9 protein-coding genes and 1 rRNA gene are annotated in these 13142 nt (G+C 55.5%); 3 read left to right on the forward strand and 7 right to left on the reverse strand.

Features of this window, described 5'->3' with window-relative positions:
* Nucleotides 1–176: 176 nt before the first annotated feature.
* The 3 genes from H8K27_RS10370 to H8K27_RS10380 form a co-directional block, all read right to left on the reverse strand.
* A complete protein-coding gene (locus H8K27_RS10370; RefSeq protein WP_176802887.1) occupies nucleotides 177–1463 on the reverse strand; it encodes a Glu/Leu/Phe/Val family dehydrogenase in 1287 nt (428 codons plus the stop codon).
* A gap of 299 nt (nucleotides 1464–1762) precedes the next feature.
* On the reverse strand, nucleotides 1763–2734 hold the full coding sequence (locus H8K27_RS10375; RefSeq protein ID WP_186863082.1) for a LysR family transcriptional regulator: 972 nt from the start codon (nucleotides 2732–2734) through the stop codon (nucleotides 1763–1765).
* Between the two features lie 62 nt (nucleotides 2735–2796).
* Nucleotides 2797–4686: an ABCB family ABC transporter ATP-binding protein/permease gene (locus H8K27_RS10380; protein ID WP_186863083.1), complete on the reverse strand. Its 1890-nt coding sequence runs from the start codon at nucleotides 4684–4686 to the stop codon at nucleotides 2797–2799.
* Between the two features lie 204 nt (nucleotides 4687–4890).
* On the opposite strand from H8K27_RS10380, the gene H8K27_RS10385 reads away from it, so the two are divergent.
* Nucleotides 4891–5310 (forward strand): acyl-CoA thioesterase, encoded by a 420-nt coding sequence (locus H8K27_RS10385; protein WP_230419158.1) that lies wholly within the window; start codon nucleotides 4891–4893, stop codon nucleotides 5308–5310.
* Nucleotides 5310–6893, forward strand: coding sequence for an alkaline phosphatase D family protein (locus H8K27_RS10390; protein WP_186863084.1), 1584 nt, complete (start codon nucleotides 5310–5312; stop codon nucleotides 6891–6893). The genes H8K27_RS10385 and H8K27_RS10390 overlap by 1 nt, the downstream gene beginning before the upstream one ends.
* Before the next feature lie 234 nt (nucleotides 6894–7127).
* On the opposite strand, the gene H8K27_RS10395 is transcribed toward H8K27_RS10390, so the two are convergent.
* The 3 genes from H8K27_RS10395 to H8K27_RS10405 form a co-directional block, all read right to left on the reverse strand.
* Complete coding sequence (locus H8K27_RS10395; RefSeq protein WP_186863085.1) at nucleotides 7128–8807, reverse strand: long-chain-fatty-acid--CoA ligase; 1680 nt, start codon at nucleotides 8805–8807, stop codon at nucleotides 7128–7130.
* 261 nt (nucleotides 8808–9068) lie between these two features.
* The gene (locus tag H8K27_RS10400; protein ID WP_186863086.1) at nucleotides 9069–11171 is read right to left on the reverse strand and encodes a molybdopterin-containing oxidoreductase family protein; all 2103 of its coding nucleotides are present in this window, start codon (nucleotides 11169–11171) and stop codon (nucleotides 9069–9071) included.
* A gap of 101 nt (nucleotides 11172–11272) precedes the next feature.
* Nucleotides 11273–12187 (reverse strand): NAD(P)-dependent oxidoreductase, encoded by a 915-nt coding sequence (locus H8K27_RS10405; protein ID WP_186863087.1) that lies wholly within the window; start codon nucleotides 12185–12187, stop codon nucleotides 11273–11275.
* A gap of 122 nt (nucleotides 12188–12309) precedes the next feature.
* Between H8K27_RS10405 and H8K27_RS10410 the strand changes: the two genes are divergently transcribed.
* Complete coding sequence (locus H8K27_RS10410; protein ID WP_186863088.1) at nucleotides 12310–12852, forward strand: acyloxyacyl hydrolase; 543 nt, start codon at nucleotides 12310–12312, stop codon at nucleotides 12850–12852.
* A gap of 191 nt (nucleotides 12853–13043) precedes the next feature.
* Here the strand turns inward: H8K27_RS10410 and rrf are convergent.
* Nucleotides 13044–13142 (reverse strand): 5S ribosomal RNA (gene rrf, locus H8K27_RS10415); the annotation flags it as partial.

Consider the following 13142-nt stretch of genomic DNA (forward strand, 5'->3'; position numbering starts at 1 on the left):
CACCTGACACCAACCAAATATATGAATAACCATGCTCAAAAAAGCAATAAATTTATCTCCCCATGCATCTGACTGCCGTATTCGTTGCAGCTTAGATCATGGGGCATTTTTTTGCCAATCCGCACGACGTTTCCGGTTCTGCACAACAAGCGTGCGCAGAACCGGGCAGCAAACGTTTATGGATACAGGCCGCGTACTTCACGCGCCTGCAGCACCCGGGAACAGCCGATGATAAACGCGGCAGTCCGCAGCGATACCTGCTTGTCTTCCGTCACCTGCCAGACCGCGCTGAATGCCTCGCGCATGATGCGGGTCAGACGCTGGTTGATTTCATCTTCCGTCCAGAAGTAGCTGGAAAAATCCTGCACCCATTCAAAGTACGACACCGTCACACCGCCGGCATTGGCAATCACGTCCGGCACCACCAGCACACCTTTGTCGCGCAGGATGTCGTCTGCTTCCGGCGTGGTCGGGCCGTTTGCGCCTTCCAGAATGATCCGGGCACGGATCTGTCCGGCATTTTTTTCAGTGATCTGCTGCTCCAGCGCCGCCGGAATCATGATGTCGCAATTCACCGCCCAGAATTCCTCGTTCGGCAACACCGCTTCCACACCGGTGAACCCGGCAACACTGCCGTTGGCTGCCACATGCTCCAGCAATTTGTGCGTATCGAGTCCGTTGGAATGGAAAATGGTGCCGCCATGGTCCTGAACCGCCACAATCTTTGCGCCTGCTTCGGCAAACAGGCGCGCTGCGATGCCGCCGACATTACCAAAACCCTGCACAGCAATTCTTGCACCAGCAATATTCAGGCCAATCTTGGCAGCGGCTTCAGAGCCGACCACAAACACGCCGCGCCCGGTCGCTTCGCGGCGTCCCAGACTGCCGCCGAGGGAAATCGGTTTACCGGTCACGACGCCGGTGGCTGTGCGGCCTTCGTTCATGGAGTAGGTATCCATCATCCACGCCATGGTCTGCTCATTGGTGTTGACGTCCGGTGCCGGAATATCTTTGTCCGGGCCAATGATGATGCCGATTTCCGAGGTGTAGCGACGGGTCATGCGCATCAGTTCGCCACGCGACAGGGTTTTCGGATCGACCCGGATACCGCCCTTGGCACCACCGTAAGGGACATTCACGGCAGAATTTTTGATCGTCATCCAGGCAGACAGCGCCATCACTTCGGACAGGGTCACATCCTGATGGAAACGCACACCACCCTTGCCCGGGCCGCGTGAGGTATTGTGTTGCACACGGTAGCCCTCAAAGTGGGCAATCGTGCCGTCATCGCGCTCGATCGGAACATCCACGATCAGGATGCGCTTAGGGCGCTTCAGGGTTTCCACCCAGCGTGACAAATGGCCCAGATACGGGGTGACGCGGTCAATCTGTTCGAGATACACGGACCAAGGACCTGTCTCTGTCGGGGTAAGATAGGACGGGATCTGGTGTTGGCTGGACATGGTATGGCCTCCTGTGGTGTTAAGACATGTTATTCAGCATTCCGCGGCCACGATCGGCAGCCCGTCCGGAAGGTGAGGCATAGTAGTCTTATCGCTCAGGGGTCAGCCAATGCTTTGTTTGCATTTATCTATGCACTAATTGCATAACCATACAACTGGACTTCAGGTAACATCGGGTGCCGCCAGTTCTGCCCTGCTTATTTCTTTCTCTGTTTGAGTGCCTGCCGTATTACCCGCGTTGTTGCCCTGACTGTTGCCTGCATTGTCTTTTTTCCTTACATTTCGTATGCGTCCGGCGCTTATTTTTCAGATGCCAGCCGGGTCCGTTTCGGTTTGCTGTTCTTGCCGCTGTCCTGCAACTGCTCCAGATAATCCCACAGGCGCGACACAATCAGCTTGCCCGGGCGCTGCAGTGAAGGCCGCTCGCGGTACAGGCGGATTTCCATATTCACTTCCCATCCGCCGCTGTTGCCATCGGCGCGCGCCAGCTGCTTCTGCTTGAGCTCGCGGGTCACCGCCGACTCCGGCAGGAACGCAATGCCGCGGCCTTCCAGCGCCATCATTTTCAGGCCTTCCGCCATATCCGTTTCATAGCATTTTTCCAGATGCAGCGGTACTCTGGCGTCGTTCAGAATCAGATCCACCATGCGCCCCAGATACGCATTATTGGCGTAAGCAAGAAATGGCAATGGTGTATCCGGCGTACCGGGCAACTGCAATTCCGGCAGCCCCTGTTTATTGCAGCGGGTATAGGCACGCAGGGCTTCGCTGCCCATGCTGATCATGTCGTACTGACTGGCGTCGAGCAATAGCGGCTGGCGCGGATGGTGATAGCACAACAGCAGATCGCAACCACCCTCCACCAGCGTCATCACCGCATCATGCACATTCAGCGCCAGCAAACGGCTGTTGATTTCACCGAATGCTGACTCCAGCCCGGTCAGCCAGCGCGGCACATAGGTCAGCGAGAGCGTATGCGGTACGGCGAAATCAACAGTGGTCTGGGTGCTGGTGCGTTTGCCGCGCAACAGGGCGCGCGCATTGTTGATCTGCCCCAGCATCGCGATCGCCTGTTCGTAAAACACTTCCCCGGCATGGGTGAGGCGCGTCGGATACGAGGTGCGGTCAATCAGGTCGCTGCCCAGCCAGGCTTCCAGTGACTGGATGCGGCGGGAAAATGCAGGCTGGGTCACATGCCGCAATTCTGCCGAACGGCTGAAACTGTTGGTCTCCGCCAGTGATACGAAATCTTCTAACCATTTGGTTTCCATAACTGCACTCTGTCTGTTCTGATGAGGGATTGTTGATGAACCGCCTGTCCGTATCCGGCCGGTCAGGCAGCGGGCATCAGTCCGGTGACGGTACCGGCGGCATCAGCAACATCAGCGGTCTCACCGCCATCACTGGCGCCGCTTTGCTGACGTTCCCACATCTGCGCATACAGGCCCTGTCGCGCCAGCAATTCCTGATGCGTACCGCGCTCGGCGATGCGGCCTTTGTCCATCACCAGGATCTGCTGCGCATCAGCAATCGTCGACAGGCGATGCGCGATCACCAGACTGGTATGACCTGCAGCAATCTCCTTGAGCTGCGCCTGTATCATCTGCTCGGCCTGCGAATCCAGTGCTGACGTGGCTTCGTCAAAAATCAGGATCGATGGATTTTTCAGCAAGGTGCGGGCAATCGCCACCCGCTGCTTTTCGCCGCCGGATAATTTGAGGCCGCGCTCACCGACCATGGTCTGATAACCATCCAGCAGCGACTCGATGAAATCATGGATATAGGCAGCTTTCGCCACCGCGATGATTTCATCTTTATCCGCTCCCGGCCTGCCGTAAGCGATGTTGTATTCGATGGTGTCGTTAAACAGCACCGTATCCTGCGGCACGATGCCAATTGCAGCGCGTACTGAAGACTGCATGACGTCGCGCACATCCTGACCGGCAATGCGGATAACGCCGGACTGGATATCGTAAAACCGGAACAGCAGGCGCGACAGCGTCGATTTACCGGAACCGCTATGTCCGACAACGGCAGTCGTGGTACCAGCCGGAATCGTGAAGTTCACATCAAATAAAATCTGACGCTTTTCTTCGTAGCTGAAATTCACATGCTCAAACCGTATTTCAGCACCACCCTGCTGCGCGATCTGCAATACCGCAGCACCGGGCCGGTCAGCCACATCCTGATTCTGGTCGAGCAGGGAAAACAGCTTTTCCATGTCTGCCAGACTCTGTTTGATTTCACGGTACAGCACACCCAGAAAATTCAGCGGGATATACAGCTGCAGCATGAATGAATTGACCAGTACCAGATCGCCCAGACTCATCTTGCCGTCAATCACGCCCTGCGTGGCACGCCACAGAATCAGCGTGACCGCGCTTGCAATGATCAATGACTGCCCGGTATTGAGCAGAGACAGGCTGCTTTGTGATTTGACGGCGGCAATCTCAAAATTTTTCAGTCCCTGATCGTAGCGCTGCACTTCATATTCTTCATTACCGAAGTATTTGACGGTTTCATAATTGAGCAAGGAATCAATTGCCTTGGTGTGCGCTTTGGAATCGAGCTCATTCATCGTACGCCGGAAATGGGTGCGCCATTCGGTGACGGAAATCGTGAAAATAATATAGGTGACCAGTGCGCCAAATGTAATGAGGCTGAACCAGATATCGTAATGCGTACTGAGGTAAATCAGCACCAGCGCGATTTCCAGCAATGTCGGCACAATGCTGAACAAAGCATAGGACACCAGCGAGGACACTGCGCGGGTACCGCGCTCGATATCGCGCGTCACACCGCCGGTCTGCCGGTTCAGATGAAAACGTAGCGACAAGGCGTGCAGATGACGAAATACTCTCAACGCGATGGTGCGCACGGCACGTTGCGTCACTCTGGCAAACACGAATTCCCGCAATTCCGTGAAGGCGGTGGTGGACAAGCGTAACGCGCCATAGGCAATCAGCAGACTGACCGGCAACACCATCAGCGCTGCCGGATGCGCCGGGGTGACCGTCATGTGGTCAATCAATTGTTTCAGAATCAGCGGCACCCCCACATTCGCCAGCTTGGCGCCGACCAGAAACGAGAGTGCCAGCAGCACCCGCCATTTGTACGCCCACAGATATGGCAGCAGGGTGCGTATGGTCGACCAGTCGCCGCGTGGCTGGCTGGCTGCGGGATTGTCAGGAAGGCGGCTGCCAGTGTTTTCTCTGCGACGCATCGGAAGTGTCTTTTCTCGAAGTGGTTTATCATGTCGGGCAAACTGCCTGGGGCAACGCAACGCCATGTATATGCACGGCCCAGCCCCGCGGCAACACTGCCCGCTGACAGCTTGCTCTGTTTTCCGGCGATGAACGCCAACCCTCGCAAATGCGGGCGGAAAAACAGAATAAGTATTGATTGTAACGTTTTAAGGAACCCAACGATGTCCGATCATCTCGAAACCACGCTTCCGGCACGCATGCCCACTCTGCGCGTGATGCCTATGCCCTCTGATGCCAATGTGCACGGTGACGTTTTCGGCGGCTGGATCATGGCGCAGGTCGATATTGCCGGAGCAATTCCGGCGGCGCGCCGCGCCAATGGCCGGGTTGCCACGATCGCGGTGAACTCCTTTCTGTTCAAGCAACCGGTATTTGTCGGTGATCTGCTGTCGTTTTATGCCGATGTCGTGAAAGTCGGTAACACCTCCATCACCATTGCTGTCGAAGTCTATGCCGAGCGCAACCGTCTGCAGGCCAGCACGGTCAAAGTCACTGAAGCCACGCTGACTTATGTGGCAACCGGCGAGGATCGCAAACCACGCCAGATCCCACCGCTCGAATCGCTGTCAGCCAGCGCATAATGACCTCACGCCGCCTGTTTGTGCAGCGCGGGCTGCAGCTCGCGGCGCTGGCTGCGCTGTCTAAAGCCTTTCCCGGTTACGCTGCAGAACGCAGCACCGCATACCCATTCACGCTCGGCGTCGCCTCAGGCTCGCCACGGCATGACAGCGTCGTCATCTGGACCCGCCTGCTGCCGGATCCCCTGAACGCGCAAGCCCTGCCGCCCACGGTTTACAAGGTCTTGTGGGAAGTGGCGGAAGATGAAGCCTTTAAACACATCGTGACCAGCGGTGAGGTGTTTGCCTTGCCCGATCTGGCGCACAGCGTCCATGTGGATGTCACCGGCCTGCGTCCGGATCGCTGGTACTGGTATCGCTTTATGCATGGCGACGCGATCAGTCCGGTCGCGCGCACCCGTACCGCGCCGGCCATCGACGCGCCGCACGGCACACTGAAACTGGCCGTGGCATCCTGTCAGCACTGGGAATACGGCGAGTACGCAGCACATGGCCACATCGCCCGCGCCAATCCCGATCTGGTGACCTTTCTCGGCGATTACATTTATGAGTGGGGGCCTTACGATCTGAAACATCCGGCCAGGCCGCGGCGACGGGATATCGAAAGCTATACGCTGGCCGATTACCGCGCCCGTTATGCCCAGTACAAGAGCGACCGTCAGTTGCAGGCAGCACACCATGCCGCGCCGTGGATCGTGACCTGGGACGACCATGAAGTCTGCAATGATTATGGCAATGACCGGGACGAACGGCTGGATCCGAATTTCATCCAGCGACGGGCGGCAGCCTATCAGGCGTTTTATGAACATATGCCGGTACGTTTGCGGCAGGTTACAGTCTTGCCGTCGCAATTTGCCCACATGCGGATTTACGACCGTTATGACTGGGGCAGGCTGGCGCGGTTTCATGTGCTCGATGACCGGCAATACCGGCATCCGCAGGTCTGTCCGAAACCCGGTCGCGGCGGCTCGAATGTCATCACACAGGCGGAATGTCCGGCGCGCGCCGATCCCTCGCTGAGCCTGCTCGGCACAGAACAGGAAAAATGGCTGGCACGCGGCTTTGCCTCGTCGAATGCGAAGTGGAATATCCTCACTCAGCAAACCTTTCTGGCGCAAAGCAATCTGAGCAATGTGAATCAGGATGGCAGCGGAAAATTCTGGACCGATGGCTGGGACGGCTACCCGGCAGCCCGGCAACGCCTGTTCGACGACATCCAGAAGCACCAGCCTGCCAATCCGGTGGTGATCTCCGGCGATGTGCACACCTTCTATGCAGCAAACCTGAAGCGCGATTTCTGGAGCCGCTCCTCGCCATCGAATCCTGTCCTGGCGACGGAGTTCTGCGGAACCTCGATCACCTCGAATTCCCGCCCGCAAGCGCAGACCGATCAGATCGTGGCCCAGAATCCGCATATCAAATTTGGCCGCAGTGATCAGCGCGGCTTCATGTTGCTCGAGATTTCAGAATCCCGGATGCTGACGCACTTCATGGCGCTCGACGATGTATTACGCGCCGATTCCGGCATCAGCACGCTCAGGAGTTTTTTCGTTGAGGACGGTAAAACCGGAGTCAATACCATCTGAGGAACCAGGCCTGCTAATGAACATATCGACCAGCCAGTTGTTTCAGATCTGCGGCTGAACGCAACACGCCGCAAAGTCGCACCCATAAAAAAAGGAAGGCCGCAAGCCTTCCTTTTTTATTCAATATACTCCCCCTAGTATATTCTGAGACCCTTGCATTATCTGGGCGTCAGGCCATTTTCTTGATTTTTAAGGGGGAGTATCTGTTTTTTTATCTCTGTGCGATATATCTGCTCAGGCGGATTTCTTTTCATCGCGCAATTCACGGCGCAGGATTTTACCGACATTTGTCTTCGGCAATTCCAGACGGAATTCTATGTATTTCGGCTTCTTGTAGGCGGTGAACTGTTCTTTGCAATAGTCCATCAACTGATCCACGGTCAGCGACGGATCCTTGCGCACGACAAACAACTTCACAGCTTCACCGGAATTCGCGTCCGGCACACCGATACAGGCGCATTCCAGCACACCGGGATGCAGTGCCACCACACCTTCGATTTCATTCGGGTACACATTGAAGCCGGAGACCAGGATCATGTCTTTTTTACGGTCAACAATGGTGGTGTAGCCGCGGAAATCCATGATGCCGACGTCACCGGTTTTAAAGAAACCGTCAGGGGTCATCACTTTGGCAGTTTCGTCCGGCCGGTTCCAGTAACCCGCCATCACCTGCGGGCCACGGATCGCAATTTCACCGGCGTGTCCCAACGGAACAGGATTGCCATCATCGTCCAGTATCTGGATTTCTGTGGAAGGAATCGGCAGACCGATCGTGCCGGAAAATTCCTTGGTATTTGCCGGATTAGCGGTCGCCACCGGCGAGGTTTCGGACAAACCGTATCCCTCGGCAATCGCGCAGCCAGTCACTTTGAGCCACTTATCGGCCACGGCTTTTTGCACCGCCATTCCGCCGCCGCTACAGATTTCATAACCGGAAAAATCGAGTTTGGCGAATTCCGGATTATTCAGCAGGCCGTTGTACAGCGTATTGACTGCCGGGAAAATATTGACCTTGTAGTTTTTCAGTTCCTTGATGAATCCGGGAATATCGCGCGGATTCGGGATCAGCAAGTTCATCGCGCCGATGCGGGTTCCCAACAGGGAGCAAACCGTCAGTGCAAAGATATGGTAGAGCGGTAAAGCGCAGACGATGATTTTTGCTTCGTCTTCATGGCCAGCCATGTTCGCGCATAACCAGGCATCATTCTGCAGCACGTTCGCCACCACGTTCCGGTGCAGCAAAGTCGCACCTTTCGAGACGCCGGTCGTGCCGCCGGTGTATTGCAAAAAGGCGACATCGTCGCTCTTGATTGCCACAGGCTGGAAATACAGTTTCTGTGCTTCGGACAGTACCTGATTGAAACGCTGGGCGTTAGGCAGGCGGAATTCCGGTACCATTTTCTTCACATTACGGACGACGAAATTGACGATTGCACCTTTCATGCCGCCCAGCAGATCGCCCATGCTGGCGACCACGATGTGCTTCACATTCGTTTTCGCCACGATCTGTTCCAGCGTGGTGGCAAAGTTTTCCAGGATAAAAATCGCCTCGGCGCCGGAGTCTTTTAACTGGTGTTCCAGTTCACGCGGCGTGTACAGAGGATTCACATTCACGACGGCATAACCGGCACGCAGAATCGCCGCCATAACGACCGGATATTGCAGCACATTCGGCATCATGATGGCGACGCGGGCGCCTTTCTCCAAACCCCGGCTTTGCAGCCAGGCGCCCAGATTCCGGGACAAACGGTCCAGTTCTCCGTACGTCAGGAATTTCCCCATGCAGGCATACGCATTGCGCGCCGCAAATTTCTTGAATGCTTCTTCGAGTAACTGAACCAGAGACTGGTACTGTGTGACATCGACTTCTGCAGGGATTCCTTCCGGGTAGGATTTGAGCCAAAACTTGTCCATATATTTCCTCGTCTCTGATCGTTATTGTGTAGATAAGATAATTCCGCTACACGACCAATAAAAAGCATGGTCGTTCTTTTTGATGATTATAATACGCTGTGACCGATCCTATCGGCTAAATATCGGCAAGGCAAGCAATTTAGCCCTCAGTTGAAAATATCCTCTAGGAACCTGAACCAATCGGTTTCAGCCAGCGCGATGCTGTTCTGAATACACGCTCACTGGCAGGTCGCAGTCAACCTGTCCGGGAGTGGCGTCGCATCAGCCTGCGGCAGCAGGCACAACGTCCTGCACTTTTTCAACCTGCACCAGCAGATCATAAAACGTGGGGCCACCACCCATGTCCGTCAGACGCTGACTGGTCACCTCATTGGCATTTTTATCATCGCTGGCCAGCTTTTTCCACCAGATCGACAAGCCCACGACCAGGCCGGCACGGGTTTTATCGGTCACCCTTGCTTTGGCGGTAAAGCTGCCGCGACGGTTAAAAATCCTGACCTGGTCGCCATGCCGGATAACACGCACCGCCGCATCCTGTGGATGGATGTCCAGATGCGGCTCTCCTTCCACATCGCGCAGGCTTTGCACATTCACAAAGGTCGAATTCAGGAAGTTACGTGCCGGCGGTGAAATCATGGCTAGCGGAAATTCCCGTGCCAGCTCCGGATTACTGGCAACCGACTCATAAGGCGGAATATAGGTCGGCAGAGGATCAAGACCATCATCCTGCATGCGCTGGCAAAAAAATTCGCATTTGCCGGACGGCGTGGCAAAGCCGCCGTGAGCGAACGGTGCATCTGGCAGGCTGACTTTCTGCCAGCCCTGCTGTTTCAGCCGGCTCCAGTCAAAACCTGCGGCACGCGGATCATCGCGCAGGAAAGCCTGACTGGCCATCTGATCGTCGGATTCGCGGAAGCAGGGATCATCCCATCCCATTTTCTGTGCCAGTAAGCGGAAAATTTCCGTATTGGGCTTCGCTTCGCCCAATGGCGCAATCGCCGGATTATTGGCCATCATGTACAGGTGGCCGTATGTGCTGTGGATGTCGGTATGCTCGAGCTGCGTGGTGGCAGGCAGCAGAATATCCGCATAATCGGCGGTATCGGTCTGAAAATGCTCCAGAACAACCGTGAACAAATCTTCCCTGGCAAAGCCCTGCGCCACTCTCGCTGACTCAGGGGCGACTGCCACAGGATTGGAGTTATACACGATCAAGGCCTCAATGGCAGGGCCGAATTCCGCAGAGGCTTCGTGCAACAGCGCATCGCCGATCGTGCTCATGTTGATAGTCCGCTGCGCTTGTCCAGCCGGAAAAAGATCCGGCCTTTGCAGATAGCCGGTATTTTTCGGGAAAGCGTCCGACAGCGACAACTGAACACCGCCCGCAGCATGCCGCCAAGCGCCTACCAGCGCAGGCAGGCAAGCGATATTACGCACCGCCATTCCGCCGCCATGGGTGCGCTGGACGCCATAATTCATCCGGATCAGACTGGCTTCGCCACGGCGCGCACCTTCGCCATATTCCCGTGCCAGCTGTTCGACTTCTCCGGCAAAGATACCGCACACAGTCGCGACCCGCTCGGGCGGCCATTCTGCGGCACGCCGCCGCAGTTGTTCAAATCCCAGCGTATGCTGCGCGATGTAATCATGATCCAGCAGATTATCGCGGATCAGTACATGCATGAGACCAAGGGCCAGCGCGGCATCCGTTCCGGGCAATAAGGCAATGTGCTGATGACATTTTTCGGCAGTCAGTGAACGATAGGGATCAATCGCAATCAGCTTTGCACCGTGCCGTTTTGCTTCCTGGGCACGGGTCCAGAAATGCAGATTGGACGCAATCGGATTACCGCCCCAGATAATGATCAGACGCGCATTCTGGGTTTGTTCTGTGTCGGTGCCCATGCGGGAACCGATGGTGTACTTATAGCCGGTACCACCGGCCGTGGCGCAAATCGTCCGGTCCAGAAATGAAGCGCCGATGCGGTGGAAAAATCGCTGCGACATGCCATCCCCCTGCAGCAATCCCATTGTGCCGGCATAGCTGTAAGGCAGAATCGCCAGCGGATTTTTTGCGGCAATCTCCGTCAATTTCTCGCTGATACATGTCAGCGCCTCATCCCAGCTGATGCGCTCAAACAGCCCTTCTCCTTTTTTTCCAACCCGCTTCTGGGGATACAGCAGGCGGTCAGGATGATATGTCCGCTCCGTATAGCGCGACACTTTGGTACACAGCACACCCGCAGTTGTCGGATGCGCAGGATCACCTTTGACAGCGACAGCCTTCCCGTTTTCCACGGTAATCTGCAAGGCACAGGTATCCGGACAATCATGTGGACACACACCACGGACCATGCTGCTCATTCTCACTCCTCAATCTCATTTTGTTTCAGGTACGGGCCGCATGCATGACATGTACACAGCCAGGCCAGCAGATTATTTGCCAGGGCAATACTGCTGCGCGATTACGGCAAACGATCGTCGCCCTTACCCAAGCGGATGCCGGGATGATGCTTCTCCAGCTCCAGCAGGGCCGCGGAATGATCCGCTGTCGGATGGGTCTGCAATAAATCGCGATATATTGCACTGACCAGATTAGTCAAAGGCAGTTCCAGACCTGCTTTCGACGCAGCATCCTGAATGTTATCCATGTCTTTTGCCTGCGTCTTAACTTGGCCACCGGGCAGAAAACTGCGATCCAGCATACGCTGTCCATGGACTTCCAGTATACGGCTTTCAGCAAAACCGCCACGCAGCGCCTGACGCACAGCGACCGGGTCCGCGCCTCCGGCCTCAGCCAGCAGTAACGCCTCCGCAACGATATTGATCGTTCCGCCAACAATCAGCTGATTGCACAGTTTCGCCAGCTGTCCGGCACCCGCCTGTCCGACCAGCGTCGGACGTCCCATTTCCATCAACAGCGGGGTAATGCGTTCGTAGCTATCGGCAGGTCCACCGGCCATGATGGCGAGACTTCCCGCCTCCGCACCAATGACGCCGCCAGAAACAGGCGCATCGATAAAAACTACGCCATGCTGTGCCAACAGTGCAGAAAACTGCTGCGCTTCCGATTGACGGGTCGAACTCATGTCAATCACGATCATGCCCGGAGTCAGCACCGGGAGTAACTCCTGCAGAATAGTTGCGACGACCGGCCCGGCATCCAGCATGGTAATGACGACATCCGCCTGCCATCCGGCAGTCTGAACTGCTTGCTGTGGAGTTTCTGCAATCACGGCACCCGATGGTGCAAGCTGTCTTGCTTTTTGTGTAGTACGGTTCCATACATGCAGCATGTAACCTGCGCTCAACAACCGGGCAGCCATTGGTTTTCCCATCAGACCAATGCCTAAAAATGCGATGCCTAAATTTTTTGTCATAAAGAATTTTGAATTCAGTTTGGCGTAAATCGCATAGTATCGTTTTTTTGCGCTGCAACGGGCAAAACCCGGTCAGCGTATCGTGCTATCCTGAGGTTTTCCCTTTGTTTGCGACGATCTTTATGAAATTTCTCAACAAAAAAACTTTATTGATTGCACTCGGTGTGCTGCTCACACAGTCCAGTGCTCATGCAGTAGATTCTTTTTCCGGTGAATTTGCGTCGGGAAACAAATCACAATTTGTCAGAGCAGGTGTTCAATGGAACTGGGATAAGACCTGGTTTCAATCAAATGGTACCCACCTGGGTGGCTATTGGGATCTGACGCTGGCGCAATGGCGCAATAATGCGTATCAGGGTGTCAGTGGTGCCACACAAAACATTACCGATGTTGGTATTACACCGGTATTCCGCCTGCAAAACGACTCGAAAAAAGGTTTGTATGGCGAAGCGGCAGTAGGTGCGCACTTGTTCTCGCACATTTACAGCAATAACGGCAGGCAGTTTTCCACCGCCTTCCAGTTTGGTGACCATATTGGCGTCGGCTATGTATTCCAGAATGGCCTGGACCTCTCCCTCAAAGTCCAGCATTTCTCCAACGGCGCCATCAAGCACCCGAACCCTGGAGCAAACCTTGCAGTCCTCAAGGCCGGCTTCCCCTTCTGAAGACGGCTTTGACTGACCGGCACGGCACTGGCCGCGCCCGGTCTGAGCACTGCACGTTTTCGGGTTTCGGGTTTCGGGAGAACGGCAGCACTCAGGCAGTGGCTGTTCGCACATTGACGTGACGTTATACATGCCACCCGCAAAAGCAAAACCCCCCGCTACGCTGGGTAACGGGGGGTCGCAGATTACAAGCCTGACGATAACCTACTTTCACACTGGTTGCAGCACTATCATTGGCGCAGAGTCGTTTCACGGTCCTGTTCGGGATGGGAAGGGGTGGTACCAACTCG

Origin of the sequence: Cognatundibacterium griseum, assembly GCF_014284195.1 — a bacterium.
GTDB lineage: Bacteria > Pseudomonadota > Gammaproteobacteria > Burkholderiales > Burkholderiaceae_D > Undibacterium > Undibacterium griseum.

Coding starts and splice junctions, on each gene's coding strand:
- H8K27_RS10370 (WP_176802887.1), bottom strand. CDS start 1,463: ATGTCCAGCCAACACCAGATCCCGTCCTATCTTACCCCGACAGAGACA.
- H8K27_RS10375 (WP_186863082.1), bottom strand. CDS start 2,734: ATGGAAACCAAATGGTTAGAAGATTTCGTATCACTGGCGGAGACCAAC.
- H8K27_RS10380 (WP_186863083.1), bottom strand. CDS start 4,686: ATGCGTCGCAGAGAAAACACTGGCAGCCGCCTTCCTGACAATCCCGCA.
- H8K27_RS10385 (WP_230419158.1), top strand. CDS start 4,891: ATGTCCGATCATCTCGAAACCACGCTTCCGGCACGCATGCCCACTCTG.
- H8K27_RS10390 (WP_186863084.1), top strand. CDS start 5,310: ATGACCTCACGCCGCCTGTTTGTGCAGCGCGGGCTGCAGCTCGCGGCG.
- H8K27_RS10395 (WP_186863085.1), bottom strand. CDS start 8,807: ATGGACAAGTTTTGGCTCAAATCCTACCCGGAAGGAATCCCTGCAGAA.
- H8K27_RS10400 (WP_186863086.1), bottom strand. CDS start 11,171: ATGAGCAGCATGGTCCGTGGTGTGTGTCCACATGATTGTCCGGATACC.
- H8K27_RS10405 (WP_186863087.1), bottom strand. CDS start 12,187: ATGACAAAAAATTTAGGCATCGCATTTTTAGGCATTGGTCTGATGGGA.
- H8K27_RS10410 (WP_186863088.1), top strand. CDS start 12,310: ATGAAATTTCTCAACAAAAAAACTTTATTGATTGCACTCGGTGTGCTG.